This window comes from Alloprevotella sp. oral taxon 473 str. F0040 (assembly GCF_000318095.2).
Lineage (GTDB): Bacteria > Bacteroidota > Bacteroidia > Bacteroidales > Bacteroidaceae > Alloprevotella.
Genome location: NZ_KB290717.1, coordinates 306,148 through 325,509, shown reverse-complemented (window position 1 = coordinate 325,509; position 19,362 = coordinate 306,148). Strand labels below are relative to the sequence as shown.

At 41.0% G+C, this 19,362-nt stretch carries 13 protein-coding genes; 8 read left to right on the top strand and 5 right to left on the bottom strand.

Translation table 11 applies throughout. From position 1 onward, the window contains the following. Positions 1-3 precede the first annotated feature (3 nt). The 3 genes from HMPREF9999_RS06960 to HMPREF9999_RS06950 are packed head-to-tail and all read right to left on the bottom strand — an operon-like array spanning position 4 to position 1,548. Positions 4-453, bottom strand: coding sequence for a DUF6108 family protein (locus HMPREF9999_RS06960; protein WP_009437823.1), 450 nt, complete (start codon positions 451-453; stop codon positions 4-6). Between the two features lie 13 nt (positions 454-466). Beyond that, positions 467-967, bottom strand: coding sequence for a hypothetical protein (locus HMPREF9999_RS06955; RefSeq protein ID WP_009437819.1), 501 nt, complete (start codon positions 965-967; stop codon positions 467-469). 20 nt (positions 968-987) lie between these two features. Beyond that, entirely contained in the window at positions 988-1,548 is a 561-nt protein-coding gene (locus HMPREF9999_RS06950; RefSeq protein WP_009437818.1) for an RNA polymerase sigma factor, read from the bottom strand. A gap of 298 nt (positions 1,549-1,846) precedes the next feature. Between HMPREF9999_RS06950 and HMPREF9999_RS06945 the strand changes: the two genes are divergently transcribed. After that, on the top strand, positions 1,847-2,575 hold the full coding sequence (locus HMPREF9999_RS06945) for a YjjG family noncanonical pyrimidine nucleotidase (RefSeq protein WP_009437817.1): 729 nt from the start codon (positions 1,847-1,849) through the stop codon (positions 2,573-2,575). Positions 2,576-2,665: 90 nt separating this feature from the next. Here the strand turns inward: HMPREF9999_RS06945 and uvrB are convergent, their stop codons facing one another. Together uvrB and trmD are read right to left on the bottom strand one after the other, a co-directional pair. Beyond that, on the bottom strand, positions 2,666-4,765 hold the full coding sequence (uvrB, locus tag HMPREF9999_RS06940; RefSeq protein WP_044063249.1) for an excinuclease ABC subunit UvrB: 2,100 nt from the start codon (positions 4,763-4,765) through the stop codon (positions 2,666-2,668). A gap of 828 nt (positions 4,766-5,593) precedes the next feature. Further along, complete coding sequence (gene trmD / locus HMPREF9999_RS06935; protein ID WP_009437811.1) at positions 5,594-6,271, bottom strand: tRNA (guanosine(37)-N1)-methyltransferase TrmD; 678 nt, start codon at positions 6,269-6,271, stop codon at positions 5,594-5,596. 144 nt (positions 6,272-6,415) lie between these two features. Between trmD and ligA the strand changes: the two genes are divergently transcribed. The 7 genes from ligA to nudC all read left to right on the top strand — a co-directional run bounded on the left by ligA (position 6,416) and on the right by nudC (position 19,250). Next, a complete protein-coding gene (gene ligA / locus HMPREF9999_RS06930; protein ID WP_009437810.1) occupies positions 6,416-8,494 on the top strand; it encodes an NAD-dependent DNA ligase LigA in 2,079 nt (692 codons plus the stop codon). Between the two features lie 117 nt (positions 8,495-8,611). Further along, positions 8,612-9,502, top strand: a complete 891-nt coding sequence (gene dapA / locus HMPREF9999_RS06925; RefSeq protein ID WP_009437809.1) for a 4-hydroxy-tetrahydrodipicolinate synthase — start codon at positions 8,612-8,614, stop codon at positions 9,500-9,502. Beyond that, complete coding sequence (locus HMPREF9999_RS06920; protein ID WP_009437808.1) at positions 9,499-11,643, top strand: putative porin; 2,145 nt, start codon at positions 9,499-9,501, stop codon at positions 11,641-11,643. Before dapA ends, HMPREF9999_RS06920 begins: the two co-directional genes overlap by 4 nt. An 82-nt stretch (positions 11,644-11,725) precedes the next feature. Further along, positions 11,726-15,589: a DNA polymerase III subunit alpha gene (dnaE, locus tag HMPREF9999_RS06915; protein ID WP_009437807.1), complete on the top strand. Its 3,864-nt coding sequence runs from the start codon at positions 11,726-11,728 to the stop codon at positions 15,587-15,589. A gap of 68 nt (positions 15,590-15,657) precedes the next feature. After that, a complete protein-coding gene (locus HMPREF9999_RS06910) occupies positions 15,658-16,533 on the top strand; it encodes a glycosyltransferase (protein ID WP_009437806.1) in 876 nt (291 codons plus the stop codon). A 113-nt stretch (positions 16,534-16,646) separates the two neighbouring features. Then, complete coding sequence (locus HMPREF9999_RS06905; protein ID WP_009437805.1) at positions 16,647-18,392, top strand: phospho-sugar mutase; 1,746 nt, start codon at positions 16,647-16,649, stop codon at positions 18,390-18,392. Between the two features lie 72 nt (positions 18,393-18,464). Continuing rightward, a complete protein-coding gene (nudC, locus tag HMPREF9999_RS06900) occupies positions 18,465-19,250 on the top strand; it encodes an NAD(+) diphosphatase (protein ID WP_009437804.1) in 786 nt (261 codons plus the stop codon). Positions 19,251-19,362 lie beyond the last annotated feature (112 nt).

Genomic DNA, 19,362 nt, shown 5'->3' with positions numbered 1-19,362 from the left:
AGATTAGGGAGTAAATTTTCTTTTTAAATCTTGGAGCGAAGTCTGACCTTCCATGTATATGATGGTGTAGGTGGGATTCCCTCGTGGTTGAAGTCCATTGTTCCTATAAAAGAGAAACTGATGGTAATTACTATTCTCTTTTTTCGGCAATTGATAAAAACCATAGTATAATCTACCATGCTTAGAAGCAGATTCTTGTTCAGTAGCGTTGTATGTGTCTTTAGCAACGGCTTTCTCTAATTCTAATACTTCTTGCAAGGACAAGCTCATCGTTACGCTATAAAATTTAAGCAGGGAGTAGTCTACTAAGGATTTTCCAGAAAGCTTTACCATAGAAGCTTTGTGTGATTCGACAAACCTTGTTTTAAAGAAGGGTGCTACATGTAATTTATCTTGGGCTATGGTTGACAACATTACCATTAGCCCTATGAAGAGTAAGCATAATCTTTTCATATTAGTAAAATAGTTATTGTTGAGGTGTAGAGAATAAATCACGCAACAAAAGGGCAGGCTGATTTTCTGGCGTATCTTGTAGTGTTTCTTCCATGGTATGATGCATTTCTTCAATCACTATTTGCTCATCTGTGATTTTTCTGCCATCAATATAGGCCACACATTCATCATTGTCTGACAAACCCCACATTACGACGGCAGGTGTGAGCACAGAAAGACTTAAAATAATTATTGCTGCCCAGCGCATTAGCTGGCGTCTCGACTCAGAAAGCAATGAAACCTCTTGTTTGCATGTAGTAAGTTTGCTCTGAGATTTATCACTTTTGTGCTGATTAATCCGGATTCTACGCTGTAACATTGTGGTCAATCCCATCACAGCTTTGATTTGATCGAAAGAAGGGTCTTGAGCTTCCGAACTACATAAAAATAATTTCAGCTTTTCCTCTTCTTCTTCAGTGGTAGATGCTTCGAAATAGGCTTCCACAAGTGCTCTATATTGGTCAATACTCATCATTGTTGCTTGATTTAGAATATTTAGTCAGGATATTGCCGACGATAAAGTTCGCGAAGCAATTTTCGCGCTCGAGAAAGCTGCATTCTAACTGCTGTCTCTTGCATACCTAATTGTTCAGAAATAACTGAATATGCAAGCCCATCTACGTCTCTCATATGAAGAATGCGCTGTTGCAGGGAAGAAAGATGACAAGATATCAATTTTTCTAATCTGCATAGTCGCTGTTCAACTTCTAGTTCATCAGGGATAACATCTGTTGTGCCTTTTCCTTCAGGAATAACTTCCAAACTATCTGTAGGATGAGAGTGTCGTCTGCGTACTTCATCAATACTTATATTTCTTACTGTAGTCGTAAGTATTGCCTCGGCTTGCCTAGAGTTTTCCCAAGCTTGAGGACTTTTCCATAATCTCAAAAAAGCTTCTGACAAAGCGTCTTCAGCTTCAGTTGGATTTCCTAAGATACTAGTAGAGATTACCTGCAACCTTCGCCGTATTTGTAGGAAGGTTGCAGTCAATACATTCCCTTTGTTTTCTGAAGAATGTAAAGCTGGTTGAATATCTTTTATCTTAGAGGTTGGCATATAAAACGATGTGACCACATTACAAGTGGCTCTCTATTACTAATACGCGAAGGTAACGATTTTGTAACATATTTCCAGTACATTTTTTTGAACTTTCTTTGGAATCCCTCCTTGATTCCCTCCTACAATAGCCATATACTCAGTTGTTATTCTTTAGATAGTATAATCTGGACTTTATTAACCAAAGGTCGAATAGCCGTATGTACATTCATTTACCTCCATGCTAACTTGCTCTCTTCTCCATTAAGTCGTAACTTTGCACTCGCAAAATACTTCACATTTCCCACAATTTATTTTTATGCTCCCTTATAAAGATATATTTATCGACTTTGACGATACCCTATATGACACACATGGCAATGCAACATTGGCTTTGGAGGAACTATATGATGCATTTCATCTAGACAGGGTGTTTGAGAATAAGAAGTTTTTTACCGAGAACTATTGGGAAATCAATGAGAACTTATGGGCTCAATACGCTCATGGCGAGATAACACGTGACTTTCTTATTGTTGAACGTTTTCGACGTCCTTTAAGCATGGGTAAAGGTGCCAACCTTTCTGATGACTTCTGTTTAGAACTTGGAGAAGTTTTTCTTGAGTTTAATTGTGAGAAAACAGGAGTTGTCGACGGGGCAAGAGAGTTGCTTGCTCATCTAAAATCTCGTGGCTATCGTCTCCACATTTGTAGTAATGGATTTGCTGAGGTGCAGTATAGAAAATTAGACAAAGTTGGTATGACAGATTATTTTGATACAATTGTGCTCAGTGAACAGGCTGGTGCCAACAAGCCCTCTTCTCAGTTTTTCGACTTCGCTTTTGCTAAAACAAAAGCTGTTCCTGAGTCAACCATGATGATAGGAGACAATTATTCTACCGATATGTTAGGAGCTATGAATGTTGGATTAGACACCATCTATTTTAACCCCAACAAGATACAACTTTTTTCAGAATCGAATAAAGATATTTTCCCTGCAGTTCCTACACATGTCGTACATACACTATCGGAAATACAGCAAATTCTTTGAGACAACACAAAATAGGGAGAAGATCTTAGAGGTCTTCTCCCTATTTTTGTGTGCACACTTTATCATTATGGCTCTTTTAGCTCAATCCTATCAGCTCAAACAATCCTTAGACTCCAATTGTAACAGTTCATCTCTTAGCTGTGCTGCAGTAACAAAGTCTAGTTCTGCTGCAGCCTTTTTCATAGCTGACCTCAACAGTTCTATACGCGCGCTTCTTTCTTCTGGAGTGAAAGATTCGGCTGCAACATAATTACTTGGGGAGTTCTTACCATAAGCTGCAGTAGGTTCAGCTACCATGCGATTATTCTGTCCTTTCTCTACGGTTGAAGTGTAATGAGCACCTCGTTTACTAGCACTAAGATTTTGTACTGCTTCCGAGCGTTCCATGCCCATTTTACCTAACTGGCTTACATTATTACTCTTTTTCACTTGCGTTGGAGTGATGCCATGCTCTTCATTATATGCCATTTGCTTAAGTCTGCGGCGATTCGTTTCATCAATGGTTTGCTGCATACTATCTGTTATCTTTTTAGCATACATAATGACGCGTCCATTGACATTACGTGCAGCTCGGCCAGCAGTCTGAGTCATACTTCTCCGATCGCGTAAGAAACCTTCTTTATCAGCATCTAGAATGGCGACTAACGCTACTTCTGGTAAATCTAATCCCTCGCGTAGCAAGTTCACACCGACTAACACATCGTAAACCCCTGCACGAAGTTCTTCCATAATTCTGACGCGTTCCAATGTATCCACGTCAGAATGGATATAAGCAGTAGAGATGCCCAACCCCAACAGGTATTCTGTAAGCTCTTCGGCCATACGTTTTGAAAGAGTAGTAACAAGAGTACGCTCATTCTCCTTAATGGCTATCCTAATCTCTTCAAGCAAATCATCCACTGGAAAGTCGGTGTCTCTAACTTCTATAGGAGGGTCCAGTAGCCCAGTTGGGCGTATCACTTGATCCACATACGTGCCACCTGCTTGTTCCATTTCATAATCTGCTGGAGTTGCACTTACATAAATCACTTGGTGTGCTAGCTCTTGAAACTCTTCAAACTTCAGTGGACGATTATCCATAGCTGCAGGAAGACGAAAACCATAGTTGACAAGACTTTCTTTACGCGACCTGTCTCCCCCGTACATCGCTCTTATTTGGGGGACGCTCACATGACTTTCGTCAATCACAATAAGATAGTCTTCTGGAAAGAAATCCAAAAGGCAATAGGGACGTGTTCCAGGCTGGCGCCCATCAAAATAACGCGAGTAATTCTCAATGCCTGAGCAATGTCCAAGTTCACGAATCATCTCGATATCGTAACTCACTCTTTCTTCAAGACGTTGTGCTTCCAACCCTTTGCCTTGTTCTTTAAACAAAGCCACTTGTGCTACCAAATCATCTTGGATTTGACGTATTGCCATCTCTTGCGTTTCCTTACTGGTCAGAAAAAGGTTAGCAGGATAAATCTTATATTCAGCAAAGTTTGCTTGGCGTGCACCAGTCAGACCATCTATTTCTTCTATACTGTCTATCTCATCTCCCCAGAAATTAACACGAAGCACATCGTCAGAGTAAGCCAAAAAAACATCAATGGTATCGCCCTTCACGCGAAAATTACCGCGAGTAGGCGCAACATCATTGCGAGTATAAAGAGAATCAACCAGGCGTTTAAGTAAAACGTTCATGGCAATTCGTTGTCCCATTCTCAGCAGGATTACGTTCTCATAAAAAGCAGCAGGGTTTCCCATGCCATAAATACAGCTGACAGATGACACTACGACAACGTCCTTTCTTCCAGAGAGCAATGCAGAAGTGGCAGCAAGTCGCATCTTGTCTAAGTCATCATTAATAGCTAAATCTTTCTCGATGTATGTGTCAGTAGAAGCAATGTAAGCTTCAGGCTGGTAGTAGTCATAATATGAAACATAGTATTCCACAGCATTATCAGGAAAGAATCCTTTCATTTCAGTAAAAAGCTGTGCTGCCAATGTCTTGTTGTGAGAGAGAACTAAGGTGGGTTTACCGATATTGGCAATTACATTAGCTATTGTAAAAGTTTTTCCCGACCCAGTTACCCCAAGCAACACTTGGGCTGGTTCGCCATTGCGTACGCCTTCTGTGAGTAGACGTATAGCTTCGGGCTGATCGCCCATTGGAGAATAGGGAGAAACAAGATGAAAGTCTGCCATTTAGTCGTGAGTCTAGTATATAAGAGATCAACTCCAATGTTGTTATAAAGAATTCTATGAAAAGCTTGGACTTATCTAGGCAAAGTTACTAAAAAACATAGGGATAAACATGGAATCTACACTTAAAGTGCCTGAAATGAATTAGTAATCCCTTCTGTTTATAAGAAAGAACAGAAAAGAATGAATTCAGAATATTCAACTGCTGTTCTTAGTGATAGAAAAGTGAAGAGACAAACTTTGCAGGCACTTACACAGTGCATCTCAAGAAACTTTCAATTCTTTTCAGAGGAAAATCGTTAAATTGAAGACGGTAAATTGAGAGGAGTTTTCAAAAAACTAGAACATAAGTTGCAAGTTCATAGCTGCAGTTGCGATGTTGCATTTGCTTCTTAAGCCAATAATCAGGAGGTAGTAACGCAAAAAGCTCTAAAATCCATCTCTATTCTTCCTATTTTTCAGCATACGATGTAGGAGAAAAATCATTTTTTCTCTGACATAACCCAACAAAACTAGGAGAGATGACTGCTTTGATAAGAGATTTGTTGTGCATTTTCCAAAAAACTGGAAACTGAGACCTTCACACAATCAGATTAAACACAAAGGGAAATCCTTCGTCTCAATGTACAGTGTTAAAATCGTAGCGTAAAAATGTAAAGTTTTCCTGTGAAGTTTGATCTGAAAACTTATACATTGCTTAGTGGAAAGAGGAAAGATGAGAGCGAAAACAGATTGTGATGGAGGATTTAGACCTTAATATCAAAAATGCTAAGAGTGAGTTCCTCCTTTGCAGAAGTCTCACTCTTAGCAAGTTCCCAATTAACACCTAGCTCATCCCTCCAATAAATCAGGGCGTAAACGCTGTGTACGCTCCAAGGCTTGCGACATCTCCCATTCTCGAATGCGAGCTTCGTGACCAGAAAGAAGAATGTCAGGAACTTTCCAGCCTTTATAATCTGCTGGTCTTGTGTAAAGGGGCGGAGCAAGTAGATTGTCTTGGAATGAGTCGCTAAGGGCACTTTGCACATCCCCGATAACGCCAGGAATCAGACGAACAATAGCATCTGTCATTGCAGCAGCAGCTAATTCACCACCCGTGAGGACGAAGTCTCCAAGGGAGATTTCGCGTGTTATAAGATGTTCTCTCACCCGAAAATCTATTCCTTTGTAGTGACCACAGAGAATTATGATGTTTCCTTTCAGGGAAAGCTCGTTGGCCATGGGTTGGTCAAACTGATCGCCATCAGGAGTCGTAAAAATAATTTCGTCGTACTCTCGCTCCGCTTTAAGTGCTGAAATGCAATCATCAATAGGCTGACACTGCATCACCATACCTGCTGATCCACCATAAGGGTAATCATCCACTCGTTTGTGCCTGTCTTTGCTGTAGTCACGAAGGTTATGCACGTGGATTTCAGCTAAACCTTTCTTTTGAGCCCTTGCTAATATGGAATGATTAAAAAAACCTTCCAACATTTCAGGAATCACAGAGATAATATCAATGCGCATAAAATAATTACGAGAGTTGAACTAATTGAAAAATGCCGTAGCCAGAGACTAACGAGCTGACTACAGAAAAATCAACTGCAAAGTTAGTGATAATTCTGCGAAAAGCCGTATTTTTGCTATTCCAAATTCATTAGTATTTCGAAGATGAACCCCCGAATTTCCGAACTCAGAGCGATGCTCCATCGCTATAATCACCAATACTACGTAGAGAATGCTCCATCAATTTCTGATCAGGATTTTGATAAACTTATGGCAGAGTTGATAACGCTCGAGCAAAATCACCCTGAGTGCTATGATCCCAATAGCCCCTCTCAGAGAGTTGGAAGTGACTTGTCTATCGACTTTACTCAAGTGACTCATGAACATCCAATGCTTTCACTAGCAAATACCTATAACAGGAAAGAAGTAGGAGATTTTTATGATAGAGTTATGCAAGGACTGGAAGGAGAACCATTTGAAGTTTGTGCAGAGCTCAAATTTGATGGGCTTAGCATCTCTTTGATATACGAAGAGGGTAGACTAGTTCGAGCGTTAACCCGAGGCGATGGTCTTCAAGGTGATGACGTAACTGCTAATGTACGCACCATTCGCTCAATACCTTTGGTTTTAACAGCGGGAGAAAAATGGCCTGCACGTTTTGAAATCCGTGGTGAAATACTAATGCCATGGAAAAGTTTTGATCGGCTTAACGCCGAACGCGAAGCAAGAGAGGAAAATCTCTTTGCAAATCCTCGTAATGCAGCAAGCGGAACGCTCAAAAGCAAAGATAGCCGTGTAGTAGCACAACGACAACTTGATGCTTACTTTTATTATCTCATTATGGATGAATCCGAAGGAGAAGATAACAAATCGCATTATGATAATATGCAGAAGGCAAAAAAATGGGGATTCAAAGTGAGTGAAGCGATGAAGTTGTGTCGCTCGCAGAAAGAAGTGAGTGACTATCTTGAATATTGGGATGAAGAGCGAAAGTCTCTTCCCGTAGCTACTGATGGCGTTGTGCTTAAAGTCAACAATCTAGCTCAACAATCTAGACTCGGTTATACAGCAAAATCACCGCGATGGGCAATAGCTTATAAGTTTCAAGCAGAGCGTGCTTGCACTCGTTTGAATGAAGTGACTTTTCAAGTAGGACGAACTGGTGCTATTACACCTGTAGCCAACATGACTCCCGTACTATTAGCAGGTACAATGGTGAAACGCGCTTCGCTTCACAATGAAGACATTATCAATCAGCTTGATCTTCATATCGGAGATCAGGTGTATGTAGAGAAAGCAGGAGAAATTATTCCGCAGATTGTGGGAGTAGCCTCTGAATTACGAGGAAAAGATATAGGTGATAAAGTGACATTTATCACGCACTGCCCAGAGTGTGGCACACCTCTTATTCGCTATGATGGAGAGGCTGCGCACTACTGTCCTAATGTTAACTGTGCTCCGCAATTAAAAGGAAGAATTGAACATTTTATTAGCCGAGATGCTATGAATATCATGAGTCTCGGCCCTGAGGTTGTTGATAAGTACTTTGAAAATGGACTGGTTCGCACTCCAACAGACCTATTCAGACTTACCCTTCACGAGTGGGACAAACAATGGTATCTTACAAATGGAGAATTTCAAGCCCCAACTCTTTTTGCACCACTTGAGGATAAACATGTTATGATACCTGTCTCTCAAAGGTCTACACAAAAGATTCTAGATGGCATCGATAAGGCTAAATCTGTATCTTTTGACCGTTTACTTTATGCATTAGGAATACGCTTCGTTGGGAAGGTTGTTGCTAAAAATATTGCAAGGCATTTCAAATCAATGACTGCACTGCGCGCAGCAACTCTTGAAGATATCGTAAAGGTTGACGGGGTAGGAGTTGTCATCGCTCAAAGTGTACTACAATATTTTCGCCAACCCGATAATCTGAAACTAATTGATGATTTGACACATATTGGATTACAGATGGCTATGCATGATACGATGCAGACGGATAGTGCTTTGGCAGAAAAGAGCATTGTGATAAGCGGAACATTCATATGCCATTCTCGAGAGGAGTATAAGAATATTATAGAATCTCATGGCGGAAAGAATGTTTCAAGTATTTCAAGTAAAACAAGTTTTGTTTTAGCTGGTGATAGCATTGGCCCCTCAAAACGTGAGAAAGCTAAGAAGCTAGGCATTCCTCTTGTAGATGAAATGTCTTTCCTTAAAATGATTGGAGAGGAAAACTAGCTCCGCTAATTGCACAAATCGAAATTTATCGCTATTTTTGCAGTAATACATAGCACATAGATTTTTTGAGTGCAATTTGATTATCTAACTAACCCACACTTTTCTCTAAAGCATCCCATGAGAAATCATCCATTTCAAGGAACCGGCGTTGCCGTTATCACCCCCTTTACCGAAGATGGTGAAGTCGACTTCTTTGCTCTGCGCGAACTCATCGAACGATTGATTGAAGAGGGAGGAGTAGACTATCTATGCGCTCTTGGAACGACTGCAGAAACTCCCACTTTGAGCCAGGCAGAACGAGAAGCTATAATTGAGACGTTTGTAGACGTGATTGCAGGTCGTGTGCCGCTACTTCTGGGGTGTGGAGGTAATAACACTGGAGCAGTTTGCGCTTTTTTGGAGAATGCAGATTTTGATGGAATTGACGGAGTTCTTATTGTGACTCCCTATTATAATAAACCATCCCAAGAAGGCTTATACCAGCATTACAAAGCTGTGGCACAATCTTCTCCTGTCCCCGTAGTACTATATAACGTTCCAGGTCGTACTGGGGTAAATATGACAGCGGAAACAACGCTTCGTTTGTCACACGACTTTGAGAACATTGTAGCAATTAAGGAAGCATCTGGCAAAATTGAGCAAGTAGAGAGTATCTTAGCCGATAAGCCTGATGGTTTTGACGTAATTAGCGGTGATGATTCTCTAACGTTTGAACTAGTATCATTGGGAGCTGCCGGTGTCATATCTGTAGTGGGCAATATGTATCCTGCAGAAGTTGCTGCTATGGTCAACGCGCTTCAAGCCGATGACATCACAGAAGCTTTACATATTCATCGCCGCTTTCGAGACATATTCTATCTAGCTTTTGTGGAAGGTAATCCTGCTGGTATTAAATGTATGCTAGCTGTGCGCGATGAAATTCAAGAAGTTCTGCGTTTGCCATTACTTCCTGTTACAAAAGATACCAAAAACAAAATCACAGAGGCCGTTGCAGCCTTTTCTCTATGACTTTATTCACAAGAGTATCCAATAGTTTGCTAAGCATCGCCGTGGCGATGCTTTTTGCCATCCAAGGACAAGCACAACTTACTGCGCGCGACTTTGGAAATAATCGAGGAAAACAGTCTCAGAATCGAGATATATATGGGCATGCCCATGATAGTATTGATGAGAAGACAGTTCCTAAAGGACTTTATGTATGGAATGTGGACGAACGTTTTGGAACCATTGTCCCTATTGAGCCAGACACCGTACAACATCTCTTTCAAAACTCGAACCAGACTGCTGGTATGTATGGTAACTTTAACTTCTTAGGAGGAATAGGTTCCCCTCGAATCAATAGAATATACGATGGGCGACAAGATTTCATGATGGGATCACAGTTTATCTTCACTAAACCTTATAGCTTCTTCTTGTTTCCTAACAGTAAGTTTGTTTTTACTAATACTAAATCTCCTATTGCTGATCTCTATTACTATAGCTCAGGAGACAAAACAGATGGTGATGATCATTTTAAGGCTCGGTTTGTAACTAATATCAATAAACAAGCAGGCATAGGCTTCGATATCGATTATATCTATGCAAGAGGTTTCTATCGCAACCAAAGCCATTCATCATTTGGTGCAACTTTATATGGAAGCTATCGCGGGGATCAGTATCAAATGCATAGTTTCTACACTACTGGATACACTAAGAATTTAGAGAATGGGGGTATCGAGGATGAAAACTACATCAATAATCCTGAGAATTTCCCCACAACTTATCGTCCTGCTGATATGCCAATGCGATTAGAAGGCGTTAGAAATAATGTTAGTATCGATAAGTTCTTCTTGACTCATCGATATTCAATGGGTTTCTATGAGAAGAGTGATTCGACAGGGCGCATAGTAAGTCGTAGTCTTAAAGCTACATCTGATACGACTACAAACAGGAAGTCTACAAAATTAGTAGACCAAAAAGGCAATATTATACCTGATTCTCTGCTCATTACAAAATTTGTGCCAGTAGCTTCCATTATTCACACAGCTAACATAGAATCTAATTATCGTACATTCTCTTCCCAAAAGAACATTGACAACTATTTTATTAGTAGTCCTTATCTTTCAGGTAAAATAGCCAACGATAGTACGCACTATATATCAGTACAAAATACTGTAGCATTGGAAATGAGGGAGGGCTTTCGTAAGTGGGTGAAGACGGGCATGAGACTCTTCGCAAAACATGAACTTGCACGTTTTACTCTACCTAATACAAAAGGTACAGTAGATGCTACAACAACGAACTATTTCACTCTAGGTGCTCAATTGCTTCGTGCTCAATCTAAGCGTTTTCGTTATAATGTGCTTGGCGAGATCCGAACGACGGGAGCTGATTGGGGTGAGTTTAATGTAGAAGGACAAACTGGTCTTCACTTCAAGTTATGGGGAGATACACTAGCACTTCAGACTGGTGGTTTTATTCGCAATGAATCCCCATCGTTTTACTATCAATCTTATCATTCGCGCTACGCATGGTGGGATGAAAATCTCAATAAAATATTTAGAGCTCGAGTAGAAGGTAGCTTTTCATTTCATAAAGCAAAGTTGAAAATTGGAATAGAAAGCATACAAAACCATGTATTTCTACAAGAAAAACAGGAAGATGGTGAGAAAGGAACATTAGCAACTCGTAAATATGGTATAGAGGTGGCTCAGTCTTCTCAGAACATTCAAGTACTTTCTGCTGCTTTATCTCATGCACTACGTTGGGGCATTTTAAACTGGGAGAATGAATGGACGTTTCAACAAAGTTCTGAAAGCACCCTTCCACTTCCCAAGCTTAACATTTGGAGCAATGTATTTTTGCGTTTCCGAATTGCAAAAGTTCTAGACACAGAGTTAGGAGCTGATGTGCGATACTTTACTGAGTATTATGCACCTGCTTATTCGCCTGCTATAGGATTATTTGCTGTTCAATCACCTTCTCATCGTACGTTGATTGGGAATTATCCTTGGATAAACGCTTACTTAAACTTCAAACTCAAAGGCGTTCGTTTTTATCTAGCTTACAATCATCTAAACCAATCTGAGGGACGGTACTTTCTTGTACCTCATTATCCTACTAATCAGCGTATGTTACAATTTGGAATCTGCTGGACTTTCTTCAACTAAGTTCAGTGTTTAGACTTAAGACGAAGTTATTTCAAATAGTATCACTTAGAGTAATCACCTTCCTTGCCGTATATTCTGCATTATGATTCCGTTTGTACATTTGCATGTCCACTCTTATTACTCCATTCTTGATGGTCAGGCATCAATTTCTCGATTGGTCGATAAAGCCATAGCCGATGGCATGCGCGGAATGGCTTTGACCGATCACGGAAGTATGATGGGAGTCAAAGATTTTTATAACTATGTACAGAAAAAGAAGAGTGGCGCCAGCAAAGATTTCAAGAAAGCCGAAACTTATCTCAAAGAGCTTCAATCTAAAATAGAAGACTCTAACGCAGACCCAATGACAACCATCTTAGAAGATGGGAGGGTATTGTCAGATGCCATAGCAGAAACAAAGAAAGCTATGGACAAAGCAAAGCGAGTGATGGCTTTCAAACCGATCATTGGCTGTGAAATGTATTGTGCACGTCGGACTAAATTTGATAAGACACTCAAAGAAGACCGCAGTGGTTGGCATTTAGTCGTGTTAGCTAAGAATGAAGTTGGCTATCACAACTTAGTTAAACTGGTTAGCCGTGCTTGGGTGGATGGCTTCTACATGAAACCGCGTACCGATAAGGCAGATCTAGAACAATTTAAAGAAGGGCTTATAATCTCTTCTGCTTGTTTAGGTGGTGAAATTCCCAAAAAACTGCTCGCTGGGGACGAAGAAGGAGCGGAAAAAGCAGTAATGTGGTTTAAAGAACGCTTTGGAGAAGATTATTATCTTGAACTTCAACGTCATGAAGTCAAAGATCCTGCTCAGCGCGCCAACAGAGAAACCTATCCACTTCAACAACGAGCTAACGAGGGCCTTATACGTTTAGCAAAAAAATGTGGAGTCAAGTATATTTGTACCAATGATGCTCATTTTGTTGACGAAGATAATTCTGAAGCACATGACCTTCTAATTTGTCTTTCGACTAACCATTACGTCCGTGATGAGAATCGCATGCTGTATTCAAAGCAAGAATGGTTCAAATCGCAGGCTGAGATGAACGAAATTTTCAAGGATCTACCTGAAGCATTGGCTACAACACAAGAAATTGTAGACAAAGTAGAGGAGTACTCTATAGATCACGGGCCTATCATGCCCAACTTCGAAATTCCTGAGGACTTTGGCACAGAAGAGTCTTACCGACAAAAGTATACGGAATCGGATCTCTACGATGAGTTTACCCAAGATGAGAATGGAAATGTCATAGTTAGCCGAGAAGAAGGAGAAGCCAAGATAAAAAAACTTGGAGGTTACGACAAACTTTATCGCATTAAACTCGAGGCTGACTATTTAGCTAAGCTTGCCTATGAGGGAGCGCATTGGAGATATGGTAACCCTCTTGATGAAGAGACGGAGGCACGTATCAAATTTGAACTGCATATTATGAAGACCATGGGTTTCCCAGGGTACTTTCTTATAGTGCAAGATTACATTAAGGTTGCCCGCAAAGAGCTTGGTGTGTTAGTTGGGCCAGGTCGTGGTAGTGCAGCGGGAAGTGCTGTGGCATACTGCTTACGCATTACTGATATTGACCCCATCAAATACGACTTGCTTTTTGAAAGATTCTTGAATCCTGATCGTATTTCTCTTCCTGATATTGACGTAGACTTTGACGATGATGGTCGAGGACGTGTGTTACAATGGGTAACAGACAAATATGGTGAAGAAAAAGTAGCCCATATTATTACCTATGGTACAATGGCTACTAAATTGGCTATCAAAGATGTAGCAAGAGTACTTCAGTTACCGTTGAGCGAGTCCAATCGTCTCTGCAAACTCATACCTGACAAACTTCCTGCTGGTGACAATGGTAAAGTTCCGAAGATGAACCTTCCAAACGCAATTGCAGCAATTCCAGAACTTAGAGAAGCAGAAGCTTCTGCTGATCCTTTGATGCGCAATACGATTCGTTACGCTAAAATGTTGGAAGGGAATGTACGCAATACAGGTGTACACGCTTGTGGTATTATCATCTGTCGCGATGATATAACCGACTGGGTTCCTGTTTCTACTGCCACAGACAAAGAAACTGGAGAAAAACTTCGCTGCACACAATACGAAGGAAGTGTCATTGAAGAGACAGGACTCATTAAAATGGACTTTCTTGGTCTCAAAACACTGTCAATCATTCGTGAAGCTTTAGAGAATATCAAACTCTCTCTCGGTATTGAAGTGGACATTGACATGGTGTCCATTGAAGACCCCGCAACCTATGACCTCTATTGTGATGGGCGAACCATTGGCACCTTCCAATTTGAGTCTCCAGGTATGCAGAAATATCTCCGAGAGCTGCACCCTTCGACTTTTGAGGATTTGATTGCGATGAATGCTCTTTATCGTCCAGGGCCCATGGAGTACATTCCGCAATTTATCAAACGTAAGCACGGAATTGAGCCTATTACGTACGATCTCCCTTGCATGGAGAAATACCTCAAGGACACTTATGGTATCACGGTATATCAAGAACAGGTGATGCTTTTGTCTCGTGAAATAGCAGACTTTACACGAGGCGAAAGTGATAACTTGCGTAAGGCCATGGGAAAAAAGCTTATAGATAAGCTAAACCACATGTATCCCAAGTTTGTTGCTGGAGGAGAAAAGCATGGCTATGCCTCAGAAACTTTGGAAAAAATTTGGAAAGACTGGACTGCCTTTGCTTCCTATGCTTTCAACAAAAGTCACGCAACCTGCTATTCATGGGTGGCTTACCAAACAGCTTACCTAAAAGCCAACTTCCCATCCCAATATATGGCGGCTGTGATGAGCCGAGCCTTAGGCAATATTGCAGATCTCTCTAAATTTTTGGCTGAAACTAAAGCTATGGGAATCGTCTGCAAAGGTCCAGATGTCAACGAAAGTTTCCGGAAATTCTCAGTTAGCCACACAGGTGATGTACGATTCGGCCTAGCTGGTATCAAAGGGTTGGGCGATAATGCGGTGCAGAGCATCATTGATGAACGAGAAAAGAATGGCCAATTCAGAGATCTCTATGACTTCTTTGAAAGAGTCAATCTCAACGCATGCAATCGAAAGAACGTTGAATGTTTAGTATTGGCTGGAGCCTTTGATAGTTTCGAAGATTTTACGCGTGAACAATACTTCGCCAAAAATGATTTAGGCTATACTTTTATTGAAACGCTCATTTCTTATGGACAACGTTTTCAACAAGAACAAGATGAGATTCATAACAGTCTCTTTGGAGGAAGCGATGCCGTGGAAATTAGTAAACCAAAGTCGCCCCCAATCTACGACAAATGGAGCGATTTAGAAAGACTAAACAAAGAAGGAGAGCTGCTTGGACTCTATATCAGTGGGCACCCTTTGGACGAATATGCTATAGTGTTGAATAATTTATGCACTCTTCCCATGTCCAACCTAGAAGATCTCAATCCCTATCTTAATCAGGAGGTTACTATGGGAGGTATTGTGACACAAGCTAATGAGTATATCTCAAAGCGCGGTAGTGCCTATGGTAAAATCCGAATAGAAGACTTTAATGGAGGAGGAGAGTTTCCTATATTTGGTGATACTTGGGCGCAATTCAAAGGTTACTTCTCTGTTGGCAATTCAGTCTTTATCACAGCTCGAGTAGCTCCTCGTCGTTGGGGAGATGGAGATCCTGATTTACAACTTCTAAAAGTTGACTGGCTTGCTGATGTAAAGGATAGAAAAGTTCAAAGCATCACTATCAATGCTAATCTTCATGCCATAGATGTTACCTTGGTTGCTGAACTGTCAGATCTGGTACGAAACAGTGAAGGCGAGAGTTCTCTCAATTTTCACATAATTGATCCTGAATCAGGACAATATGTTACGCTTAGCAGTCGTGATTCACGCATCAATGTCACTCGAGAATTGATACATTACATAGAATCTCATCCAGCACTGACCTACAGAATCAATTAGTGCAGCATGAGACTATGCAGTTGTAGTACAATTTTAATAAAGTCATTTTTCTTCTCTATGTGTAATAAATGAATCAACCTAAGCTCTCTATTCTTATCTGCACAATTAACGATCGCATCACTAGCGTTCCTGACATTCTACTTCCTCAGATTGAGGAGGTCTGTTATATTGTTTCTATGCAGTATACTGACGATTTGTTTTTAGAGCAGATTCCTTCAGTACTTCATGAGAGGACAGATGTACATGTTTATCCCTATTTTGGAGCTGGTCTTTCTGCCAATCGCAACCATGCATTAAAGCATTGTACAACAGAATTAGCCGCAATTGCGGACGACGACGTGCGTTACACAGGCGAGACACTAAGAGCGGCCATTGCACTTGCTAGTACCCATCCTGAAGTAGACATATTCTGTTTGCAGGTTCTTAAAGAAGATGGCTCTCCTATACGTTCGTATGCTCACCACCAATTTGACTATGCTCACCAACCCAAGGGCAACTATTTTGTAAGCTATGAGATCATAATACGTACTGATGCCGCTCTTCCTGCTTTCGACGTAAGATTTGGTCTAGGGACATCCTTTCTAGGTTGCGGAGAAGAGGAAGTATTTCTTTATCAAGCTCATCGTCACGGAGCAAGTATAAAATATTTTCCACAAGTGCTATGCAGTATTCCTATGACTCCTACAACAGGTAGTCAGTTTTTTACGAATCGCAAAGTTCGACATGCCAAAGGAGCCGTGCTTTATATGATGCATGGCTTCCTAGGTAGTTTACTGCGCATCACTATCACGGCTTTTCGTTTACCAAGCAAGGTAAGCCGATTAAGTTTTTGGTGGGATATGTTTTTAGGCATCCGATATATTTGGCAGAATCCTTTAAATGAAGGTGTGGCCGACGATATTCCACTCGATTTTCAGCCCATAGATATTACGAAGCTTCCTTGATAATAGACGTTTTATAATAAAAAACTCATAGGCTTTTGCCTTATCAGCAGAAAATATGTACCTTTGCTGTAACTCTCCCTCAAAAGACAAACTACTAATCACAGATATTTCTCATGGAAAATCAAGAATTGATTACCCAATGTGCTACAGTAGCACAACAGTGGCTCGACTCACCAATCTATGATGAGGCTACTAAGCAAGAAGTAAATGCAATGCTCAAAGCAGAAGATAAGACACCACTCATAGATTCTTTTTATCGTACGCTTGAATTTGGTACAGGTGGTCTACGCGGTATCATGGGCGCAGGCACAAATCGCATGAATGTCTATGTAGTAGGTGCTGCCACTCAAGGTTTAGCCAACTATCTTTTGAAAAACTTTGCTGATCGTAAAGAGATTTCTGTAGTGGTTGGTCACGACTGCCGCAATAACGGCCGTTTCTTTGCACAAACTGTAGCGAATGTATTCTCAGCAAATGGTATTAAGGTATATCTTTTCGAAGACCTACGCCCAACTCCAGAAGTATCCTTCGCCATTCGTCACTTAGGTTGCCAGTCTGGCGTAAACCTCACAGCTTCTCATAATCCCAAAGAATATAATGGTTACAAAGCCTACTGGGAAGATGGTGCTCAAGTACTAGCCCCTCATGATAAAGGCATCATTGATGAGGTAAACAAAGTACGTGTAGAAGACGTTAAATTCGAAGGTAATCCTGCTCTAATTCAAACTATTGGTGCAGAGATTGATGAAGCATACCTCAAAGGTGTAAAGGAACTTAGCATAGACCCTGAAGTTATTCAACGTCAAAAGGACTTAAGCATAGTTTATACACCTCTTCATGGCGCAGGACGAGTTCTGGTTCCATCAGCTCTTAAGAGTTGGGGATTCGAAAACGTAAACACCGTTACCGAACAAATGGTGAAAGATGGAAATTTCCCCACAGTGGTGTCGCCAAATCCAGAGAATGGAGAAGCACTTACGCTTGCCCTTAACTTGGCTAAGAAGATTGATGCCGACATCGTCATGGCTTCTGACCCAGATGCAGACCGTGTAGGTATGGCCTGCAAGAACAATGAAGGGGAATGGGTGCTTGTTGATGGTAACCAAACATGCATGATTTTCCTTTACTACATCATCAAGAATCGTATTGCAATGGGCAAGATGAAAGGTGATGAGTACGTAGTAAAGACTATCGTAACTACTGAGCTTATTAAAGCGATTGCAGACAAAAACAATGTAAAGATGTATGACGAATACACTGGCTTCAAATGGATTGCTCGCGTGATTCGTCTTCTCGAAGGTAAAGAAACCTACATTGGTGGTGGTGAAGAGAGTTACGGTTTCATGGCTCAAGACATTGTTCGTGACAAAGACGCCGTATCAGCATGCTGCCTACTAGCTGAGATTTGTGCATGGGCTAAAGACCAAGGTAAAACTCTATTTGACGTTCTCATGGACATCTACGTAGAATATGGCTTTGCACTCAACCACACTATCAATGTTGTGAAACCAGGAAAGAGTGGTGCAGATGAGATAAAAGCCATGATGGAAGCTTTCCGCACCAATCCTCCGAAGGAAATCGCAGGTTCTTCTGTTGTAGTCACCAAGGATTATCAAGTGCTCAAAGCTTATGATGAGCAAGGCAACAGCACCTCACTTGACTTCCCTGAGACTAGCAACGTCTTGCAATGGTTCACTGCTGACGGCACTAAGGTAAGTGTTCGTCCTTCTGGCACAGAACCCAAGATTAAGTTCTACATCGAAGTACGCGGTGACATGGAATGTCCTAAGTGCTACAAGGCAGTACGCGCAGAAGCGATGAAGAAAGTTGATGCTGTGCGTGAAAGTCTAGGTCTCTAATCTATTGATTTAGAATAACTGTCAAATATTTGCCGCATTACTTCTTGATGGGAGTAATGCGGCTTATTTCTTATGTCAAAAGTATATTGGATTGTCTTTTCAAAAGACCAACTTTGGTTTTCGGATCAAGGAAAACTTCCTGAAGAAAGTGAGATACTAGAAACTCTGTCTTCCCAAGAAAATGTAAGAACCATAGAAGATGCAGATGGCCAATACTTTAAGGGAGTGCAATTAGCAGCCGAAAGTTTGCCTAAAGATTGGAAGTTGGTACATCTGCGTCAAGCTTTCGAGGTCCTGTCTGCCAATGAATATAAAGTAGTATGCAAACTTAAGGAACTGCTTCACTGGGATGAGGAACATCAGTTTTGTGGCAAATGTGCTCATAAGCTCGATAAACTAACAGATATCTCCAAACAATGTCCCAATTGTGGCAGAGAATACTGGCCATCCCCAAGCCCAGCTATGATTGTTTTAGTAGAAAAAGCTTCAGAAGACGGAGTAAAGGGGCACGATGAGGTGTTGATGATTCGCACACACAGCTTTCCTGGTAGTTTTCATAGCCTAGTAGCTGGATATGTAGAGTCAAGTGAAACCTTAGAAGACACAGTTGAGCGCGAAGTATTAGAGGAGACAGGAATTAGCATCAAGAATATTCGATATGTAGCCTCGCAGTCATGGCCATTCCCTTTTGTACAAATGATAGGATTTCGTGCAGAATATGCTGGGGGCTCACTTCGTTTCCAAGAAGAGGAAATCGAAAAAGGTGGTTGGTTTCGCAGGAATAACTTACCAGAATTGCCCGGTAGAATTAGTTTAGCGCGCAAGCTTATCGATCAATGGTTGAGAGAAGGAGAGTGATGGGCTCAGGTGATTGCTAATCCTGTCTATGACGCGTACTATAAAATCGAATGTAGGATAAACAAGCATGCATTCACCCCGAAAATAGAGGACAAATTAGATGATAAATTAG